Genomic DNA, 20,498 nt, shown 5'->3' with positions numbered 1-20,498 from the left:
CTTCGGACAGGGCTGAACGGCCGTCCCCGGCCCGATTCCGATGAGGAAGGCCCCGATGACGGACAGCGCGTCGAGTCGGAGGCGCACTGGCCCTTTTCGCATAATCCCTGTCGACTGTCGCGAACGCGTTCGAGCCATAAAAAAAGCTATCCGTGGTCCGGCGCCAATGTCCAGAACGCCAACGCTGTCAGCGTCGGGGCCAGACTGCGCTCATCTCGCGACCTCCCCGGACCCACACCACGCTCGGGCCCGATCCGGGTTCCGAATCGAGCGCGGTGACGAGCTCCTCAAGGTCCCGTATCGGTCGGTCGGCGGCTCTCATGAGGAGGTCTCCCGGCCTGAGCCCGAGCCGGGCGGTGACCGTCCCCCGCGCGACCCTGAGCACGAGGAGACCCTCGAGACCGGCCTGGTCCGAGAAGTCGCGTACAGGCTCGAACTCCGCCCCGGCGAACGTGCGGTGGATGCGGGTGGCGAGACCGGGCTCCGGCAGCGCCACCTGGGCGGCACGCGCGATGCGGCGACGGAACTCCGTCGCCGAGAGGCGCGCCCGCACGGCGCCCACATGCTGGAGTGCCAGCGTGAAGTCCCGGTAGGCCGATTCCGTCTCGCGCTGAAGATCACGGAGTATTTCCGCACGGATCGCCGGCAACTCCGAGACCGGTCGGCCACGCGCGGGGAGCACGTTGAGTCGACCGTCCACGACCCGCACGGCGGAGGGCTCGACGGCCACGCCGGTTTCGTCCGTATCGCGGAAGGCGAGGGCGACGCCCGCGCGGCCGCGCTCGGCGGAGTCGGGCTCGGTGGCGGCCGTCAGCCACAGAACGAACGTGCCGCGCCCCGGGTTCCTGGTCGTGGTCACGATCGTCCGGCGGCCCACCATCGGTACGTCGTCCGCATCCGGCGGCCGGGTGTCGGGAATGACTTCCAGGGTGCGGTCTGCTCCGTCCCGCGTGACCTGCAAGCGTACCGGGACGCTCGGGCGGATCGATGCGAGCAGGTCGGGCAGATTGGCGAGGGTCATCCTCACGCCGTTCATCGCCGCCAGTCGATCGCCGACGAGGAGCCCCGCACGCGCCGCCGGCCCGTCTTCCTGCATTTCGCGAACCTGCATGACGAGCGTGCAGTTCTTCCAGTCTTCCGGTGTTTCCCAGCCGCAGTTGTAGCGCTCGTCGACCCGCACCCCGATCCAGCCGGGGCTTTCGGCCGCCGGGGTCTCCTGTGCCGCACCGGGCAGGGGCGCGAGCAACAGGGCGCCGAAGGCGAGAGCCGCGGCGAGCGGGCGCAGGGACTGCGAGAGAAGCACGGTCACCAGGTTCGCGTCCCGCTCGCGCGGCCGAGATCCTCCGTGAGCCGATCGCGCGCCTCCACGAGTTCCAGTAGGTAGGCGCTGGCGAGGGGATCGTCGGGATTCGTCTCGAGACCGTCACGCAGTGCCCGGATCAACCCCTCCAGCCTCGCCAGCCTCTGTGCCGTCTCCAGGGGATCCGTCTCCCCCAACCCGGCTTCCGATGCGGGGTCCGCCCCGCCCTCACCCACCTGCCTGAGCGGCGACCGCAACGATTCCATCCGGGTGAGCCCGTCCATGAGGGCGCGACCATCATCAGTCGAGACGACGGTCGGAAGAGCCGAGGCCGGATCCGGCAAGTTCGCGCCCCGCCCGCCTGTGAACTGCAGGCCGGCGATCACGCCGCCGGCAAACAACACGAGGGCCGCGGCGGCCTGGAGCGGCCCCGGGACGAAGAGACGGCCCGCGAAGCCCCTGCCGATCCAACGCGTGCCGGCACGCGCCTCGCCGGCATCGAGCGCGGCCTCGATCGCAGCCCACTGCCCGCCCGGCGCCTTCTCATCCGGGAGTGCGGACAACGCCATGCGCAGCCGACTCAATCTCTCGAACTCCGCCTGGCAATCCCCGCACGCCTCGAGGTGGGCCCGGCAGTCCCGGTCGGCCCACGGCTCGTCGAGCAGTGCCGAGATGCGTTCGGCATCCATGTGGTTCGCCATTTCTATCCCTCTTCTATCCCTCTCACAGGCGCGCTTCGCCCCGCGCACCGCCGTTCCCGGAATCTTCCGGAGCGATGAGCTTCCGCATGCGCGCTCGCGCCTTGTGCAACTGCGATTTCGACGTGCCGGGCGCACAACCCAGAGCCTTGGCGATGTCGTTGTGCGTCCATCCCTCCACATCGTGCAGCACGAGGACCTTCCGGTACCCCGGCGGCAGCTGGTCCAGCGCCTGGGTCAGGACCCGCCGCGTCACGATCACGTCGTCGTGCGCCCTCGCCACGCGGGGAAGCTCGGCGGCGGACTCCGCCGGCCGTCGCTTCGACGACCTGCGAAGCCGGTTGAGCGCCACGTTCGTCGCCAACCGGTAGAGCCACGTGCCGAACGCCGCGTCCCCGCGGAAGAGGTGGAGCTTCTCGAACGCACGGATCCAGGCTTCCTGAGAGAGATCCTCGGCGAGGTGATCGTCGCCCACGAGGCGGCGGATCACGGTGTAGACGCGCCGCGCGTGGAGTTCGTACAACTCCCCCATCGCAAATCGCTCTCCCGCTTTGGCGCGGGCGATCAGCTCGCGTTCGTCCACGTCATCCCTCTGAAGGTCACCTTCCGAATCCACCGCTTTGATGCTCGGCTCAGGCCGTGGGTTGCCCGCCCTCGGCCTCTCGGGCGCCCCGGGGCCCGGATCCGGACCCATGCAGTACGGCGCAGACCAGCAGTCCGAGCAGGATGCCCGCCAGGGCGTCGGTCGCGTAGTGGAAGCGACCGTAAACCGTGCCCACAGTCAACGCGAGTTCCGGGACGATGAGCAGCCAGAACCACCGCCGATCCTCCCGTCCGGCAGCCACGACGGCGGCCAGGGAGGCGGCGATGTGGGAGCTGGGGAAGGCGGTGCCCTTCGACGACCCGGCCTCGAGGATTCCGTGCACGATCCCGAACAGCGTACCGTCGCTGATCCTGCCGCCGATCTGCGTGAACTCGTAGCGGGGGCCCGCGACCGGGAAGAACATGAAGATGAGGTAGGAGACGAAGAAGGCGGCGGCGACGGCGAGTGCGGTGCGCTGCAGGGCCTCGACCCCTCGGGTGGCGTAGACGCCCAGGACGGCGATGGGGACGATGGCGTAGTAGGCGAAGTAGCCCAGGTGCAGTACCTCGGAGAAGGAGAGCCATGGGAGCCACGCGCTGAGGTCCATGCTCGGCTGTCCGCCGAACAGGGCGGCATCCCACGCCTGTACCGTGGTGTCGAAGTAACGCTGCGTGAGAAAGCGGTTGAGGACCGCGAGTTCCGCATACAGGAGGGGCGTGAGGAGCACGGCGTACGCCGCCCGTGCGATCGCGGCGAGGCCGGCCCGCGGGTGCCACCGCCCGAGTCGCGTGATCCCGAACACCACCAGGGCGTGCGCCGCGGCGATTCCCGCGCCGGGCAGGCCGCCGAACACCAGGGAAATGACGCCCGTGCAGGCGAAGTAGCCGATGGTGACTCGGTCGACCGGCAACAGCCCTTCTCTGCCGCTCACAGCCGCCCCATGCGGCGATACCACTCGGCGGTGAGCGCAAGCCCCTCTTCGAGGCCGACCTCGGGACTCCAAGGGTCGAGACATTGTCGGCTGACGGAGATGTCGCAGGTCCACGCGTGCGTGGACAGGTCCCGGGCGCGTCTCCGGTCGAACGGGGGCGTGCTTTGCGTGAGGCGGCCCGCGAGTTCGGCGAGCGCCCCGACGGTGAGAAAGAGCGGGGGCGGCAATCGCACGACGCGGCCGGAGCGGCCCACGGCGGCCATCAGCGCTTGCGCCGTCGCGCGCCACGAATGGCGTTCCGCCGCGGCGATGGGCAGCGGGTGACTGGGCGGCGCGGCCTCAAGGGCCGCCAGAACGGCCGCGACGACATCCGAGACATACACCGGCTGCAGGGGTGCGTCGCTGCGCGGAATCGCGGTCCAGCCTCGCGCCGCCATCCGAAAGAGGGGAAGCAGATCGGTATCGCGCGGGCCGTAGACGCCCCCCGGCCTGAGCACGATGACCTTCATGGGCCCGCGAAGGGAGGCGAGCGCCGCCTCGGCTTCCGCTTTCGACCGGCCGTACGGGCTCGCGGGGCCGGCCGCGCCATCCGGACCGCGCGCCGCCAGGCTGCTGATGAAGACGAACCGGCGGACCCCCGCGCGCGCTGCCGCCTTCGCGAGTCTCAGGGTGCCGGTCGCGTTCACGGCCATGAACTCCGGCTCGTTCCGCGCCCGCGTGAGAGCGCCGCAATGGACGACCGCGTCGCAGCCCGCGAAGGCGGCGCCGGCTTCCCTGCCGTCTTCCGTCCCCAGGTCGAGTTCGACCTGCCTCAGCTCCAGTCGGTCCAGACGCCGCGTGTCGCTCGTGCGCCGCACGCTCCCGGTGACGTGGTGTCCGGCGTCGACCAGGGCGTCCGCGAGATGGCTCCCGAGGAACCCGCTTCCCCCCGTCAGAAAGATCGATGCCATGAGTAAAGGGATAGAGTAAAGCGTCTAGAGAGGCGCTTCGTACAGCCGGTAGGTGCGGTAGACCCTGCCACCGAGCCGCTCGATGGCCTGGTTCATCTTCTGGTTGTCCTCGAGGATCCACGATTGCTCGGCGGAGGTCATCCCGGCGGCGATTCCGTTGCGGAACAGCGCGAGGTAGAGGAGCACATCGACGGCCTTGCCGCGCCATTCCTCCGTCAGCCCCAGAACGATGACGCGCATGCGCTTGATCTTCCGCTTGTGGATGAGGGCCTTGAGGATCCCGAAGGGGAACAGCTTTCCGTTCATCCGCCGGAGGACCTGGTTGAAATCCGGCAGAGCGAGCGCGAAGCCGGCGGTTTCGCCCTCCGGCGTCTCCGCGAACAGCGCGAGTTCGGGGTCGAGAATGGGTTTGAGCTCGGCCGCCATGTGCTCCATTTCGGCCTCGGTCATGGGGACGAACCCCCAGTTCTTCTCCCAGGCCGCGTTATACAGCCGCTGGACGCGCCCCAGTTCTTCCTCGAAGCGCGACATATCCAGCGTCTTGATCCGGACTCCGTACCGGCGGGTCACGAGCTTCTCGGCACGGAAGAGGTGCGGCGGCCAGTCGCCTTTCTTCATGAGCCAGGCGTAGAGATCCTTGACCTTCCGCAGCCCCGCCGCTTCCAGGAGGCCGGGATAGTACGGGGGGTTGTAGGCCATGAGAACCACGGGCGGTCCCGGATCCCCGTCGACCAGAAGGCCGCACGTGTCGTTGAGGGAGAAGCTCGCGGGTCCTCGCATCGCGGTGAGGCCCCGCTCGCGAAGCCAGACCCGAACGGCCTCGAACAGTGCCCCGGAGACTTCCGGGTCGTCGACGCACTCGAACCAGCCGAAGAAGCCGACGGGTTCCTCGTGGATCTCTTCATGATTCCGGTTCCGGATCGCACAGATGCGGCCCACCGGACGGCCATCGCGCAGCGCGAGGTAGGGCTGCGCCTCTGAGTGCTGGTGAAACGGGTGTTTGGCCGGGTCGAACGCCGCCCGCACGTCTCTCTTGAGCGGGGGCACCCAGTCGGGATCGCCACGGTAGATCGACCACGGCAGGTCGATGAAGCGCTTGAGGTCGGCGCGGCTCTCGACGGGAGCGACGCGCACGGAGGAAGCGGGACTCGTCATGGTGGGGGCACCGGGCTCAGACGACGCCGAGCTTCTTCCCCACACGCTCCACCTGCTCGAGCACGAAATCGAGGTCGTCGTCCGAGTGTGTGGCCATGTAGCTCGTCCGCAGACGGCAACTGCCCTCGGGGACGGCGGGCGGAACGACCGGGTTCGTGAAGACACCCGCTTCGAACAGCGCGCGCCAGAACACGAAGGTCTTCTCCATGGGCCCGATCAGGATGGGGACGATCGGGGTCTCGGTCGGCCCGATGTCGAACCCGATCGACTTGAAGCCCTCCATCATCCTGTGCGTGTTCTTCCAGAGCTGTTCCCGGCGCTCGGGCTCATCGCGGATGATCTCCAGCGCCTTCAGCACGGTGGCGGCGGAGGCGGGAGGCATGCTCGCGCTGAAGATGAGGGCGCGGGCGTTGTGCTGGAGGTAGTCGATTACGCCGGCGCGGCCCGCCACGAAGCCTCCGATCGAGGCGAAGGACTTGGAGAAGGTGCCGAGGATGAGGTCTACTTCGTCGGTGAGTCCCCAGTGCTCGGCGGTGCCGGCTCCGGTTTCGCCCAGCACGCCCACGGCGTGCGCGTCATCCACCAGGATGGCCGCGCCGTACTCTCGCCTCAGTTCGACCAGGGTGGGCAGATCGGCAATGTCGCCTTCCATGCTGTACACACCGTCCACCGCGATGAGCTTGCCGCGGGAGGGGTTCTCGGCCTCGAGCATGCGGCGCAGAGTCGCGAAGTCGTTGTGGTTGAAGCGCCGCGTGCGGCCGAGCCCCATGCGTACGCCGTCCTGGAGGCTGGCATGGTCCAGCTTGTCGATGTAAACGGTGTCGGCGCGGCCGATCAACGCGCCCAGCGTGCCCAGATTGGTCTGGTAGCCGGTCGAGAAGACGAGCGCGGCCTCCATGCCGGTGAAGTCGGCCAGCTCGGCCTCGAGTTGCTCATGAAGGGTGAGGTTGCCGTTGAGGAAGCGGCTGCCCGTATTGCCGCTGCCGAACTTGTTGAGGGCCTCGCGGGCCGCCTCGAGGACGCGCGGATCGTGCGTGAGCCCCATGTAATTGTTGGAGCCCACCATGATCTTGCGGGCGCCCTCGATGACGACCCAAGTGTCGTGCGAGGCCTCTATGGGCATGAAGTACGGATAGAGGCCGGCCTCGCGGAGGCCGTTCACGGTCGCTAGTTCACGACACTTGTCAAGGATCGGAGGCGGCTGGACGCGGCTTTTCGTTGAGCCCGACCGGGACACCGCAGCTTGGGATGTAGGATTCTGCACGAAGCGAAGCTAAGCCTGAATCGGGACACCCGGCAAGGAAAATCGGCCATGATCGGCACGGTTTCCCCGCGGCGGGTGTACAGTGGAGGAGAGTTCGCGGAGAAACCTCTACAGGGAGCAGCAACGTGGCTCGAGACCAGATGTTCGACATCGTCGCCATCGGCGGAGGCACCGCCGGTCTCGTAACCGCTGCGGGGAGCGCGGGGCTGGGTGCGCGCGTGGCCCTGATCGAGCGCGACCGCCTGGGGGGTGACTGTCTGTGGACCGGATGCGTGCCCTCCAAGGCCCTGATCAGCTCGGCGAGAGTCGCCCATCATTTTCGTGACGCGGGCGCGCACGGGCTGCCGTCCGTCCAGCCGCAGATCGAGGGCGCGGAGGTGCTCGCCAGCGTCCGTGACGCTCGGGCGGAGATCGAGCCGCATGATGACCCGGAGCGTTTTCGCGCCATGGGCGTGGACGTGGTCGAGGGAGCGGCCCGCTTCGTATCGCCGCACGAGGTGGAGGTGAACGGTCGCAGCCTCCGCGCGCGACGTTTCGTCGTCGCCACCGGTTCGCGCGCCGCCGTGCCCCCGATTCCGGGGCTGGAGGAGGCGGGCTACTTCACCCACGCGGAGGCCTTCGACCGCGACACGATTCCAGGCTCGCTGGCCGTCGTGGGAGGCGGCCCGATCGGCGTCGAGCTTGCACAGGCGTTCCGGCGGCTGGGGGCCGAGGTCACGGTCGTCGAAATGCTCGATCGGCTCATGTTGCGTGAAGAGCCCGAGCTCGCGGAGTTGCTGACGAGCAGGCTTCGCGGCGAGGGCATCGAGATCCGGACCGGCCACGTCGTGACGCGCGTCGCCCGGGTGGGAGACCGGCGGCGCGTCACCATCGCGCCCGCCCGCGAGGGGGCGGGGAACGGCGAGGCGGACGCGGCCGAGACGTTCGAGGTGGATGAGGTTCTCGTCGCCGCCGGGCGGGCGCCGAACACGGAGGCCATGGGGCTGGACGCGGCGGGCGTGGAGACCTCGAAGGGCTGGGTCACGGTCGACTCGAAGTTGCGGACGTCCCGGAAGCACATCTTCGCCGCCGGCGACGTGATCGGCGGCTTCCTGTTCACGCACGTCGCCGACCACGAAGCGCGCACCGTCGTACAGAACGCGCTCTTCCCCGTGCGCGCGAACATCGACTACGGCGTGATCCCGTGGTGCACCTACACCGAGCCCGAACTCGCGCACGTAGGCCTCACCGAAGCCGAGGCCGTGGATCGCCACGGATCCGCAGTCTCCGCGCACGTCTACGACATCGGGAACCTGGACCGCGCGATCGCGGAGCGCGCCGCCGTGGGCCGCGTGAAGATCGTCGTCGGAAAGGGCGGTGCGATCCTCGGAGGACACATCCTCGCGTCGGGCGCGGGGACGATGATCGCGGAGATCTCGCTCGCCATGAAGGCGGGAGTGAAGCTCGGGACGCTCGCGTCGCTGGTCCATCCCTATCCGACGATGAGTGAGGGGGTGAAGCGCACGGCCGACGCCTACCGCAGATCGACGCTGACGGGCTGGAGGAAGTCGGCTGTCGATCTCGCGCTGAAGGTCGGGAGAACGCTGCCCCCCTGAGCGGCTCCCTGCATCTCGCCGACGCGTGCCCCTTCGTTTGAGGGGCGCTCCCGCGTACCCCGGGCCAATACGATTCCATGCAACGTATGGAGTGATCGCAACCCCCTGTATGGATTAAGGTTGCGTGTGTCGTGACGAACTGGAACGCGGGGTCGAATATGCATTATTCGAGGAGCCGCGTATCGTCAGGCACGACGGCTGGGCAGCGGCCGTGCCGCCGGCCCCGGACCGTCGCAGTCCTTGTTTCGGCGATCGCGCTGCTGTCGTGCGGGGAGGCTACGACCGCTCCTCCTCCACCCCCGCCACCTCTGGAGCCGGTCCGACCTGCGTCGCTTTCAATCAGCCCGTCCGACCTGCGCTTCGAGGCGCTCGGAGATACGGCTCGCTTCGTCACTGAGGTGCGAGACCAGAACGGTCAGGTCGTGAGCGGCGCCGCGGTGACGTTGGAGAGCGGCGACCCCTCCGTGGCAACCGTCGACGCCGCGGGCCTCGCGACGGCGGTCGCTAACGGCAGGGTCACCATCATTGCCACGGCGGAAGCGGCCTCAGGCGCCGCTACCGTGACGGTGGATCAGGTCGTGGTCGATCTGGCAGTGTCGCCTTCCTCCATTCGCCTGGCGCTCGACGACTCGCTCCGCTTGGCGGTGGAAGCCTCGGATGCCAACGGTCACCCGGTGACCGACCCCCGTCTGGCCTGGCGTTCTACGGATGAAGCGATCGCGACCGTGGACGCGACGGGGCTCCTCATCGGCGTCGGCGTTGGGACGGCGACGGTCCACGCCACGTCCGGCCCGGCCTCGGCTGATGCGGGCGTGGAGGTGCTGTCAGGCGCGGATGCGGACCGACTCGTCCTCACGACGCTATACGAGGTCACGGACGGAGCGGGCTGGATCCACGACGACAACTGGTTGGCGGACCTCCCGCTCGCGGACTGGTATGGCGTCGGCGTCAACGATGAAGGGCGCGTCACCGAACTGGACCTCGAGGCCAACAACCTCGTGGGTCCGATACCCGCCGCACTGAGCCACCTCACGCGGCTCACGGAGTTGAACCTGATCCGCAACAGCCTGAACGGTACGATCCCGTCCGAACTCGGCACGCTGGCGCGCCTCGAGGTTCTGGGCCTCGGCATCAACCGGTTGACCGGCCCCCTGCCCTCGGAACTCGGGAAGCTCTCCAGGCTCAGGGAACTCCACATCTACAGGAATCCGCTGAGCGGCGGTATCCCGGGGGAACTGGCGAATCTCGACCGCCTGGAGAAGTTCGTCGTCTATTGGACCGACATCGCGGGCCCCATCCCCCAGACTTTTCTGCGCCTCGAACGCCTGAAGGAAATCGCCGCGTTGCGGACGCCCGTCTGCGTCCCCGGCACGGCGGCCTTCGCGCGCTGGCTGGAGAACATCCGAATCGCCGAATTCGAGGGGTCCTGCAACCGGACGGACGTGGCGGTGCTGACCGGGCTGTATCGGGCCACCGGCGGCGAGAATTGGATTCGTTCCAGCGGCTGGGGGACGGGTGTCGCGCTCGAGACCTGGCTAGGGTGTCCGTGCCGACTCCCTGGGTCGCGCGGTCGCCCTCGACCTGGCCGGCAACGGCCTCGTGGGGCGCCTCCCGGGCTCCCTGGAGCAGCTGACCCGGCTCACGGAACTGCGGATCGGCAGCAACGCGCTGAGGGGGCCGCTTCCCCTCGCGCTCGCGAAGCTCCCGTTACGCGAGTTCCATTACGCCGACACCGAACTGTGTGCGCTCGACGAAGAACGCTTCCGCGACTGGTTGTCGGGCCTTGCATCCCACGCCGGCTCGGGCCTGCAGTGCTCCCTCACGGACCGGGAGATTCTGGAGACGCTCTACTACGCCACGGATGGCCCGAATTGGAAGCGAAGCGAAAAACGAGCCGCTGAGCACTTGGCATGGCGTCAACGCGGATGCAAGAAGGTGATCGCGCTGGCTGACGAACGAGCCGCTGAGCACTTGGCATGGCGTCAACCGGCGTGGTGCTGCAGCTGAACCTCCGCAACAACGGCCTGGCCGGGAGAATCCCCGAGGAGCTCGGCAGCTTCTCCGCGCTCTTTTTTCTGGACCTGCCGGACAACGAGCTGCGCGGCTCCATCCCCGCTACACTCGGTGGTCTCACCGGTCTTCGCGGCCTGCGCCTCGCCGGTAACGGGCTGGAAGGAGAGATCCCCCCGGAACTCGGCAACCTCGCCCTGCTACAACAGCTGGCGCTGGACCAGAATCTGCTGGAGGGCCCCATACCGTCCGAAATCGGGAATCTCGGAGACCTCAGAACGCTCAACCTCATCTCGAACCGGTTGACGGGTTCGATTCCGGCGGCTCTCGGCGACCTCTCATCCCTGAGCTGGCTCGGGATCGGGTACAACGATCTCACGGGTCCCATCCCCGCCGAATTGGGCCGCCTCGCAAGTCTCCGGGTGCTGTCGCTTGCCGGTAACGACCTGTCCGGCCCCATCCCCACCGCCCTCGCCAGTCTCGGCAACCTCTCCGACCTGGAACTCTCATCTAACGACCTCTCCGGCCCGATTCCCTCCGAACTGAGTGATCTGACAAGCCTTGCCCGCCTTCGGCTAAACAGCAATGAGCTCTCCGGCCCGATCCCGTCCGAACTCGCCAGTCTCGGCAGCCTCTCCGACTTGGTACTCTCATACAACGACCTGTCCGGCCCGATCCCGCCCGAACTGGGCGATCTCCCCGAACTCGAGACCCTCTATCTCGGGTCCAATGCGTTGACGGGTCCGATCCCGCCCCAACTGGGCTCGCTCGCTTCCCTCACCAGGCTGGACCTGTCTGCAAATCGGTTGTCCGGTCCGCTCCCCGGCGAATTCGCGGGTCTGTCGGCACCTCGGCACGGTGGACCTGACCGACAACCCGTCGCTTGCCGGTCCGATTCCCGTGTCTCTGGCGCGCCTTGATCCGTTCGGCGTCTTCCATGCTGGCGGCACAGACCTGTGCGCTCCGCCGGACCCCGATTTGATCGGGTGGCTCGAGCGCATCCCGCAGCGTCGCGTGGCACGGTGCGTGGAGGGTGGAGGGACCGAGTCGGCGGCGTACCTGGTTCAGGCAATTCAGTCCCTTGAGCACCCGGTCCCGTTGATCGCCGATGAAGCCGCCCTCCTGCGGGTCTTCGTGGCCGTACCTGGTGCCGGTGGCGCAACGATTCCGCCGGTTCGCGCGCGATTCTACCACGGCGGCGAGGAAGTGCATCGGTTGGACATCGAAGCCGGGACGGCGGAGATTCCATCTGCGGTGGATGAGAGCTCGCTCGACCTGTCCTCGAACCAGGAAGTGCCCGGTTGGGTCATCCAGCCGGGACTGGAGATGGTCGTCGAGATCGACCCGGAGGGAGCGCTGGATCCCGGGCTCGGCGTGCCGAAGCGCCTCCCAGCCGAGGGGCGTTCCCGGATCGACGTACTCATGATGCCTCGGCTCGATCTAACGGTGGTTCCGATGCTGTGGAGTGTGGTGCCGGACTCGTCGATCCTCGACATTACCGAGGGGCTCTCGCCGGACCACGAGCTCCTTGCGCTGGTGGGGTCGCTGCTGCCGGTCGGGGAGCTCAAGATCACGCTGCACGATCCCGTCGTAACGGACAGCCGGAGTACCCTCGACCTGGTGGTAGAAACAGCTGTGATCCGGCGCCTGGAGGGAGCGACCGGCTATTACAAGGGCACGATGGCGGAGCCATCCGTCTCGGTGGGCGTGGCGTACAATGGCTTCCCCGTCAGCTTCTCCGCGCCGAACCCGAAGACCTTCGCGCATGAACTGGGCCACAACATGAGCCTCCGGCACGCGCCCTGCGGGGGCGCCGGCGGCCCCGATCCCACGTTCCCGCACGCGGGGGGAGCGAGCGGCGCCTGGGGGTACGACTTCGAGCGGCGGGAGCTGGTCGACCCGACTGTCCCGGACCTGATGGGATACTGCAACCCGAACTGGATCAGCGATTACTTCTTCACGCACGCGGCGCAGTTCCGACGTTACTACGAACGCGCCTCGGCAGGGGCGGCGGGGGCCCGGACCCGAACGCTGCTGCTGTGGGGAGGGATCGGGTCGGACGGAGCGCCGTTCCTCGAACCATCGTTCGTCGTCGATGCGGCTGCTTCCGGGCCCCGCTCGGATGGCGACTACGAACTCACGGGCACGGCGGGGGACGGTCGGGTGCTGTTCTCGACGAGCTTCGAGATGCCGGAGGTGGCCCACGGCGAGGGCGGATCGCGGTTCGCGTTCACTCTCCCGGTCGAGCCGCAGTGGGGCGACGGCCTCGTGAAGGTGACGCTCTCGGGGCCCGGCGGCACGGCCACGCTGGACCCGGAAACGGGTGCCTCCATGGCCATCGTCCGTGACCGGTCCAGCGGCCGGGTGCGGGGAATCCTGCGTGGCGCACTCACGGGCAGCCTCGCGTCGGCGTCCGCCGTCGCACTGCTCTCCGATCCGGACGTCGAAGTGCTGGTGAGTCGCGGCCTTCCCGGGCGGGAGGCCTGGAGACGCTGACCCTCGCCGGCGCCATGCCGGCGTTCGTCGCTTCAGCCGATGCGGTGGCGGCCCGTGTAGATGTTGAAGCCCACCGGCTTCGCGAAGCCGATGAGCGTCATCCCGAACTCCCTCGCCACGTCCACCGCGAGGCTGGACGGCGCGCCGACGGCGACCACGATCGGAATGCCGGCGGCGAGCGCCTTCTGCATGATCTCGAACGAAGCGCGCCCGCTCACCGCGAGCACGGACTCGCCCAGAGGGAGTTCCCCGCCCAGAAATCGCTCGCCGATCACCTTGTCCAGCGCGTTGTGGCGTCCGACATCCTCGCGGAGCAGTTGCAGCTGACCGCCGAGGTCGAACACACCCGCCGCGTGCAGGCCGCCCGTGCGCTCGAATACGGGCTGTCGGCTGCGAAGCGCCTCCGGCAGGGACCGCACCATCTCGGCGGGCACGATCGGGCCCTCGGCCGGGATGGGGGCGCAACCCTGAATCTCGATCGCCTCGAGCGAAGCTTTTCCGCAAACGCCGCAGCTGGAAGTGGTGTAGAAGTTCCGGGTCAGCTCCGCCGGGTCGAAGCGGGCCGCTTCGCTCAGGTATACCGTCATGATGTTGTATTCCTGCGTCTCGACATCGACGCAGTACCGCAGGTCGGCCACATCCGAGCGGTGTGACAGCAGCCCCTCCGAGAAGAGGAACCCGGCCGTGAGGTCGAAATCATCCCCCGGCGTGCGCATCGTCACGGCCACCTGGTGTTCCTCGCCCGCAACGGTCGCGATCCGGATTTCGAGCGGCTCCTCGACGGCCACGGCGTCACGCCGTCTTCGGCTCGATGCCTCGGAGACGCGATCGATCTCGACGCGGGCCGTGTTCCTGCGCGGTGTGATCATAGGGCGAAGCTACGGTGTCAACGCTGACGGCGTCGACGCAACCGTTCCCGGCATGGTCACGGCGCGGGGATCCAAGTCGTTTGCCGCCTTGCGGCTTGTCGGGTAACTATGACGGCATGAACACGCCTTCGGACGCGGAGCTCCTCGCGAAATGGCGGGACGAGCCGGCGCCCCTGCTTCCCCTGCTGCACGAATTCCACGAGAGGGATGGGTTCCTCTCCGAGGAAGCGCTGCGAGCCATCTCCGACGATCTGCGGATCCCGATCGCGGACCTGTTCGGGACCGTGACGTTCTACCACCACTTTTCCCGCGACCCGGAGGGTTACTCCCGCGCCCGCGTCTGCACGGGACCGATCTGCGCGCTGCTCGGAGCAAACGAGCTTCTGGCGGGGCTGCCGAATTCGAAGGCGATGCCGTGCCCGGGCCGGTGCGACGAGCCGATTCCGGTCCTGGACCGGGACCGGGTTCTCTGCGGAGCGACGGCCGCCGAACTCTCTTCTCGACCTTCTCCTCTTCCGCCCGCGGCGCCTGACGGCATTGAAGAGTGCGTCTTCGCGCACATTCGATCCCCCGGACGCGCGATGCTTGAGGGTTATCGGGCGACCGGAGGCTACGCGGGCCTGGCGGACGCGCTCGAGCGGGAGCCCGAGGCCCTGCTCGACATGATCGACGCGAGCGGCCTGGCCGGGCGGGGCGGCGCAGGCTTCCCCACCGGACGGAAATGGCGGGCCGTGGCGGAGGCTGCCGGAGAGCCGAAGACCATCGTCTGCAACGCCGACGAGGGGGAGCCGGGCTGCTTCAAGGACCGCGCCCTGATGGACTACGATCCGCACGCGGTCATCGAGGGGATGATCACCGCCGGCTTCGCGACCGGCGCAACGCGCGGGTTCATCTACCTCCGCTACGAGTATCCGGACACGCTGCGCATTCTGGAGACGGCTCTGGACGAAGCCCGCGGCGACGGGCTGCTGGGGCCGGAAGCCTTCGGGCCCGGCCGACCGTTCGACCTCTGGGTGCGGCGCGGCGCCGGGGCGTACATCTGCGGGGAGGAGACCTCGCTTCTCAACAGTCTCGAAGGCAAGCACCCCTTCCCCCGCAACCGGCCGCCCTTCCCGGTGACGCACGGCTACGAGGACCTTCCCACGGTCGTGAACAACGTCGAGACGCTGGCTTCCGTACCCCACATCCTCGTGCACGGCGCCGACTGGTATCGCGGACTCGGGATCGGCGATCACGCGGGCACGAAGGTAATCTCGCTCTCCGGGGACGTAGCACGCCCCGGCAACTACGAAGTACCGATGGGTTTCCCCCTGTTGACGTTGATCGATGACTGGGCCGGCGGGGTTCCGGGCGGGCGGAAGATCCAGGCGGTCACGATGGCGGGGCTCTCGGGCGGCTTCCTCGCGGGCGAGGATCTCGAAGTCACGCTGTACGAGCCCGACATCCGCTCGAAGGGGTCATTCCTTGGCGCGGGCGGCATCATGGTCTTCGACGACTCGCGGGACATGATCGAAGTCTCGCATTCCGCGATGGAGTTCTTCGCCGAGGAATCCTGCGGCAAGTGCTTCCCGTGCCGCATCGGTACCCAGCGTCTCACCGAGCGCCTGCACGGCGACGGCCCGGCGGACGTCGGGGCGTGGATCGACGAGGTCCACGATCTCGGCGACACGATGATGCAGACGAGCGCCTGCGGGCTGGGACAGGCGGCCCCCCTCATCACCGAAAGCCTTCTCCGCTACTTTCCCGATCGCGTTTCGAATCACGTCGCCGGCTCCGCCTGAGAGCGAGGGTCCGCGGGACCCCCGGCACCGGCGATTTGTCGTAACGGGCCTGGCGGGTCATTTTAATCGGCCCGGTATTTTCCAGCGGTGCGGGGTCTTTGGGCCCCTGGAGGTTGGATGAGCGACAGTTCGGGCAACGGCACCGGCTTCGATTTCGAGATCGCCCTCGACGGCGCGAAGGTGGGCGTGCGTCGTGGCGAGAGCGTATACGAGGTTTCGGAGCGCCACCGCAAGGAGATCCCGACGCTCTGTTACGATCCGCGTCTGGAAGCCTTCGGCGGGTGCCGGCTTTGCATCGTCGAACTCGAGGGCGCCCGCAACCCCGTGGCTTCCTGCACCACGAAGGCAGCGCCCGGCATGCGGATCACGACGCGCTCTGCGCGGCTAGACATGCACCGCCGTATCCTGATGGAAATGGTCGCGTCCGAGAATCGGGACACGGATGTCGACGCCCTCTCCGGGTACGCTTCGCAGGAGATGGCCGTCCTCCTGGACCGCTATGGAGCCCGCACGGGCCGCTTCGCCGGAGCGATCTCGGGCCGCAGCCGGCCGGACGACGACAACCCGTTCATCCTTCGCGACTACGAGAACTGCATCTCCTGCTACCGGTGCGTGCGGGTCTGCGCGGAGCAGGAGGGCGACTACGCGATCTCGGTCATGAATCGCGGCTTCGAGACGCAGATCACGACGGAGTTCGAGGGACTGCTCAATGATTCCGCGTGTACGTTCTGCGGTCAGTGCATCCAGACGTGCCCGACCGGCGCGCTCGCGGACATCAAGGCGCTCGCGAACGCGGAGGTCCCCGGGGAGACCGAGAAGACGCGAACCGTGTGCCCGTACTGCGGGGTCGGTTGTTCCGTCGACCTCATGTCGCGCGGGGACAAGCTGATCGGCGTCCAGCCGGCGATGGATGGACCCGCCAACGAAGGCGCGCTCTGCGTGAAGGGACAGTTCGCGTTCGACTTCGTGCAGCATCCCGACCGGCTCGCCCACCCGCTGGTGCGGGGCGAGGACGGCGAACTTCACGAGACGGACTGGGATACGGCCCTCGACCGCGCAGCGGCGGGTTTCACGGCGGCCGTGGAGGATCACGGCAGACACTCCGTGTACGGCGTCGCCTCCGGACGTGCGCCGCACGAAGCGGCGTACATGATGCAGCGCTTCATCCGGGGCGCCTTTGGCACGAATCAGATCGACAACTGTAGCCGTGCTTGACACGCCCCCACGGTCGCCGGTCTGGCGGCCTCTATCGGACGAGGGGCGATGTCGAATCCACTCCGGGACATGGACAAGCCCGATGTGATCTTCTGCATCGGGACCAACATGACCGAGTGCCACCCCGTCGCGGCCACCCGCATCAAGCGCGCGGTGGCCCGGGGTGCCAAGCTCATCGTCGCCGATCCGAGGCGGATTCCGCTGGCCGAGATGGCCGACATCTACCTGCCGCTCCGTGTCGGGTCGGACGTCGCGCTCCTGCTCGGCATGGCCCACGTGATCGTGCGCGAGGGGCTGATGGACGAGGGGTTCGTGGCCGACCGCACGACGGAAGGCCGGGACTTCATGGAGCACGTTTTGGAGTACCCGCCGGAATGGGCCGAATCCATCAGCGGGGTGGACGCGAAATTGATCGCGGAGGCGGCGCGCTGGTATGCGAAAGCCGAACGCGGAGCGATCTACTACACGCTCGGGATCACGGAGCACATCTGCGGTGTGGACAACGTGCAGAGCCTCTGCAATCTCGCCCTCATGACCGGCCACGTCGGGCGCGAGGGCACGGGGATCAACCCGATGCGCGGCCAGAACAACATCCAGGGCGCGGGAGACTGCGGGGCGCTGCCGAACAACTATCCCGGCTTCCAGGACGTACTCGACCCGGCCTATCAGGCGAAGTTCGCCGCCGCCTACGGCCGGGAGGTGGACCTCGAACTCGGGCCCACGAAGGTCACGGCGCTCGACATGTGCGGCGACCGCATCCGCGCCATGATCATCAACGGCGAGAACACGGTCGTGACGGATCCCGACCGGGAGCACTGCGAACACGCGCTCAAAAGCCTCGACCACCTCGTGGTCATCGACATCTTCCTCACCGAGACGGCGGAATTGGCCGATGTCGTGCTCCCGGCCACGGCCTGGGCGGAGACCGACGGCGTGTGCTCGAACACGGAGCGGCGCGTGCAGCGCCTCCGGAAGGCCGTCGACCCGCCCGGCGAAGCAAAGCCGGACTGGTGGTGCGTGTCGCGGATCGCGCAGCGCATGGGGCTTGAGGGGTTCGAGTTCGAGTCTGCGAAGGAAGTGTTCAATGAACTCTGCTCGCTCTCGCCGATCTACGCCGGCATCGATTGGGATCGCATCGAGCACGGCGAATATCACTGGCCGGTGCCAGAGGAGGGGCACCCGGGCACGCCCATCCTCCATGAGGGCGAGTTCGAGAACGGGCGCGGGATCTTCCAGCTGATCCGATACCGCGACCCGGCCGAGACGATCTCCGACGAGTACCCCGTCTGGCTCACGACCGGACGCCGGTTGCCCTCCTACCACACCCGTACGCAGACGGGTCGCTCTGCCGGGATCGATTACCTGGCGTCGGAGGAGCGCCTCGAGATGAACCCGGTGGACGTATCGAAGTGGGGTCTGCGGGATGGCGGCTGGGCGAGGCTCTCAAGCCCCCGCGGCGAGGTGAGGATCAAGATCGAATCGAACGACCGCTCTCCTCCGGGCACGGTGTTCGCTTCGTTCAGCTTCAACGACGTACCGGTCAACTTCCTGACCGGGGGCGGCTACGATCCCATCACGCATACGGCGGAGTTGAAGGTCTGCCCCGTGAGGGTCGAACCCGTCTAATTCAGGCCGCTCCAGGCCTGGTCCCCGTACGCCACGATCCTTCCCTCGATCGCCGAGGCCACGCACGTCAACGGACTCGCCAGATAGACCTGACCAGGACCGCTGCGGCCCGGGAAGTTCCGATTGATCGAGCTGATCGTGACCTGCTCCGCCGTCGTCGAGACGCCGGGCCCCGCGTTGATGCAGGCTCCGCAGCCGGGAGCGAGCACGTCGAAGCCCGCATCGCGGAGGGCCTGGTCGTGGCCCCGTTCGCGGCTCCACGCCTCTACATCGATGGAGCCGTACTGGGCATACGCGCGGACGGATGCGGGCACATGCTTCCCCGCCGCCACAGCTTCCCGTGCCACCGCCGCATACATCTCGAAGTCCGCGCGCTTCGCCCCCGTGCACGAGCCGACGAAGACCGTATCCACGCTCACGTTTCCGCCCAGGGTCGAGACCGGCACGCCGTTCCCGGGATCGCCGGGGGTCGCGACCATCGGTTCGATCGCGCCCGCGTCCATCTCGATCGTCGCCGCGTAGTCCGCTTCCGGGTCGCTGTACAGCCCCTCACACATGGCCCGAAGCTCCGCCTCCGGCATGCCGCGCCGTCCCGCGATCCACTCCACGGCCTTCTCGTCCGGCGCGATGATGCCCGTGAACCCCCCCACTTCCGCGGCCATGTTCGTAAGCGTCGCCCGTTCGTCGATCGACAGGGCCTTGATCGCCTCCCCGCTGAACTCGATGATGCGCCCGATGGCCTCGCCGCTCTTGACGGTCGGGTGCCGGAGTAATTCGAGAATCAGATCCTTCGCCACGACGCCGGCCGGCGGCGCGCCCGAGATGTCGACCCGGATCGACTCGGGCACTTCGAGCCGGACATCGCGCGTCGCCCAGGCGTTCACGACCGCCGAGGTCCCCACACCAAACGCCACGCATCCCAGGGCACCGGAGTGCGGAGTATGCGAGTCGCTACCGATGATGATCTGGCCCGGGAGCGCGTAGCGGTCCTGCACCATGATGTGGCAGATCCCCTCGCTCCCCGTACGGTCCGGCAGCTCGCCGTGCAGGCGCACGCCCTTCGCGGCGGCGAACTCCCGCTGGCGGTCGTGCAGCGCATGGGCCGCATCGAGCAGGCCGGCCGCCTTCCTCTCCTCCGTGATCACCTCATCGAGAAACGCGAGGTGATCACGGAAGAAGACGATGGACTCGGTGTGGTTCAGACCCGCATCGCCCGCGAACTCCTCCCAGAAGGTCGAGGCCATGGGGGTCACGTACTCGTGCGAGAAGCGAAGATCGGCGCGGACGAATCCTGTGTCCCCGGGTCGCACGGCCGGAACGCCCAGCGCGCCGGAAGCCGCGTCCGCGACCCAGTGTCGGGCCATGATCTTCTCCGCGATCGTCTGCGGCCGGTCGGCTGCCGTCGTGATGTCCGGAAGGGCGACGAGTCCCTTCAATCGAGCCACGGCGTAATCGAGTAACCCCCCGTACTCGATAATGTCGCGCTGGATGCGGCCCGCGTCTCCGATGAACGCGTCGAGCGGGATTTCCTCCCCCCTCCGGATCTTCTCGATCAAAGAGAAATCCGTCGAGGCGAGGAGGCCGATGTTGGCGCAGTTCTCTCCGTAGATGCGCTCGATGTTCTCCCCGATCACGACCCGGAGGCCTGCAGCGCGCTCGGCATACGGCGAAGCCTCCCGGCTCGACCCTTTCCCGCGCCGTTTCCCGGACACGGAACACACGAAGCCGCCGTTCCGGATATCGTTGCGGCCGACCGGGTGCTCGTCGCCGCAGAGGAGGCCCACGTACGGGTATTCGCCCAGCTTCTCGTCGAAGTGGTAGCAGACCCAGCCCGGTGTGATTTCGTCGGTCGATATATCGTCGCGCAGGGGGATGGACGGGTCCCAGTCGAGGTCCTCACCCGCGAGCTGCCGGCGGATGAGGTGCGGGTCTTCGGTGAGGAAGAGAACCCGGCCCTGGAGGCGCACGGTCGGCGACCGCCGGGCCACCTCGGTCTCAAGCAGATGTTCAAGCATATCGGTAACT

The 20,498-nt window shown here is 67.8% G+C and carries 15 protein-coding genes; 6 read left to right on the top strand and 9 right to left on the bottom strand.

Going from position 1 to position 20,498, the window contains the following annotated elements:
• Positions 1 to 187 precede the first annotated feature (187 nt).
• From ACOOGH_RS13835 to ACOOGH_RS13805, 7 genes are read right to left on the bottom strand one after another with little or no spacing between them, the layout of a single operon-like run.
• Complete coding sequence (locus ACOOGH_RS13835) at positions 188 to 1,309, bottom strand: PDZ domain-containing protein (RefSeq protein WP_420449471.1); 1,122 nt, start codon at positions 1,307 to 1,309, stop codon at positions 188 to 190.
• A complete protein-coding gene (locus tag ACOOGH_RS13830; RefSeq protein WP_420449470.1) occupies positions 1,306 to 2,001 on the bottom strand; it encodes an anti-sigma factor family protein in 696 nt (231 codons plus the stop codon). The genes ACOOGH_RS13835 and ACOOGH_RS13830 overlap by 4 nt, the downstream gene beginning before the upstream one ends.
• 22 nt (positions 2,002 to 2,023) lie before the next feature.
• Positions 2,024 to 2,581 (bottom strand): RNA polymerase sigma factor, encoded by a 558-nt coding sequence (locus tag ACOOGH_RS13825; protein WP_420449469.1) that lies wholly within the window; start codon positions 2,579 to 2,581, stop codon positions 2,024 to 2,026.
• Between the two features lie 49 nt (positions 2,582 to 2,630).
• Positions 2,631 to 3,512 (bottom strand): phosphatase PAP2 family protein, encoded by an 882-nt coding sequence (locus ACOOGH_RS13820; RefSeq protein ID WP_420449468.1) that lies wholly within the window; start codon positions 3,510 to 3,512, stop codon positions 2,631 to 2,633.
• The gene (locus ACOOGH_RS13815) at positions 3,509 to 4,462 is read right to left on the bottom strand and encodes an NAD-dependent epimerase/dehydratase family protein (protein ID WP_420449467.1); all 954 of its coding nucleotides are present in this window, start codon (positions 4,460 to 4,462) and stop codon (positions 3,509 to 3,511) included. Before ACOOGH_RS13815 ends, ACOOGH_RS13820 begins: the two co-directional genes overlap by 4 nt.
• Positions 4,463 to 4,486: 24 nt before the next feature.
• On the bottom strand, positions 4,487 to 5,617 hold the full coding sequence (locus tag ACOOGH_RS13810) for an N-acetyltransferase (RefSeq protein WP_420449466.1): 1,131 nt from the start codon (positions 5,615 to 5,617) through the stop codon (positions 4,487 to 4,489).
• A gap of 16 nt (positions 5,618 to 5,633) precedes the next feature.
• Positions 5,634 to 6,779 carry an aminotransferase class I/II-fold pyridoxal phosphate-dependent enzyme gene (locus ACOOGH_RS13805; RefSeq protein ID WP_420449465.1) on the bottom strand — a complete coding sequence of 382 codons (1,146 nt, stop codon included), beginning with the start codon at positions 6,777 to 6,779 and terminating at the stop codon, positions 5,634 to 5,636.
• A gap of 227 nt (positions 6,780 to 7,006) precedes the next feature.
• Between ACOOGH_RS13805 and ACOOGH_RS13800 the strand changes: the two genes are divergently transcribed.
• The 4 genes from ACOOGH_RS13800 (at position 7,007) to ACOOGH_RS13785 (ending at position 12,982) form a co-directional block, all read left to right on the top strand.
• The gene (locus ACOOGH_RS13800) at positions 7,007 to 8,476 is read left to right on the top strand and encodes a dihydrolipoyl dehydrogenase family protein (protein ID WP_420449464.1); all 1,470 of its coding nucleotides are present in this window, start codon (positions 7,007 to 7,009) and stop codon (positions 8,474 to 8,476) included.
• A 158-nt stretch (positions 8,477 to 8,634) separates the two neighbouring features.
• Positions 8,635 to 10,377 (top strand): Ig-like domain-containing protein, encoded by a 1,743-nt coding sequence (locus ACOOGH_RS13795; RefSeq protein WP_420450133.1) that lies wholly within the window; start codon positions 8,635 to 8,637, stop codon positions 10,375 to 10,377.
• A 75-nt stretch (positions 10,378 to 10,452) separates the two neighbouring features.
• Positions 10,453 to 11,406 (top strand): leucine-rich repeat domain-containing protein, encoded by a 954-nt coding sequence (locus ACOOGH_RS13790; RefSeq protein ID WP_420449463.1) that lies wholly within the window; start codon positions 10,453 to 10,455, stop codon positions 11,404 to 11,406.
• Between the two features lie 58 nt (positions 11,407 to 11,464).
• Entirely contained in the window at positions 11,465 to 12,982 is a 1,518-nt protein-coding gene (locus tag ACOOGH_RS13785; protein WP_420449462.1) for a M66 family metalloprotease, read from the top strand.
• Between the two features lie 32 nt (positions 12,983 to 13,014).
• Here the strand turns inward: ACOOGH_RS13785 and fdhD are convergent, their stop codons facing one another.
• The gene (gene fdhD, locus ACOOGH_RS13780) at positions 13,015 to 13,851 is read right to left on the bottom strand and encodes a formate dehydrogenase accessory sulfurtransferase FdhD (RefSeq protein WP_420449461.1); all 837 of its coding nucleotides are present in this window, start codon (positions 13,849 to 13,851) and stop codon (positions 13,015 to 13,017) included.
• Between the two features lie 116 nt (positions 13,852 to 13,967).
• On the opposite strand from fdhD, the gene ACOOGH_RS13775 reads away from it, so the two are divergent.
• Together ACOOGH_RS13775 and fdhF are read left to right on the top strand one after the other, a co-directional pair.
• Entirely contained in the window at positions 13,968 to 15,632 is a 1,665-nt protein-coding gene (locus ACOOGH_RS13775) for an NADH-ubiquinone oxidoreductase-F iron-sulfur binding region domain-containing protein (RefSeq protein WP_420449460.1), read from the top strand.
• A 117-nt stretch (positions 15,633 to 15,749) separates the two neighbouring features.
• Positions 15,750 to 18,473 (top strand): formate dehydrogenase subunit alpha, encoded by a 2,724-nt coding sequence (gene fdhF, locus ACOOGH_RS13770; RefSeq protein ID WP_420449459.1) that lies wholly within the window; start codon positions 15,750 to 15,752, stop codon positions 18,471 to 18,473.
• On the opposite strand, the gene ACOOGH_RS13765 is transcribed toward fdhF, so the two are convergent.
• Positions 18,470 to 20,488: an aconitase family protein gene (locus tag ACOOGH_RS13765; RefSeq protein ID WP_420449458.1), complete on the bottom strand. Its 2,019-nt coding sequence runs from the start codon at positions 20,486 to 20,488 to the stop codon at positions 18,470 to 18,472. The genes fdhF and ACOOGH_RS13765 overlap by 4 nt on opposite strands.
• Positions 20,489 to 20,498 lie beyond the last annotated feature (10 nt).

Origin of the sequence: Candidatus Palauibacter sp., assembly GCF_965213655.1 — a bacterium.
GTDB lineage: Bacteria > Gemmatimonadota > Gemmatimonadetes > Palauibacterales > Palauibacteraceae > Palauibacter.
The sequence above is the reverse complement of the archived record's forward strand: the minus strand, read 5'-3'. Positions and strand labels throughout refer to the sequence as shown.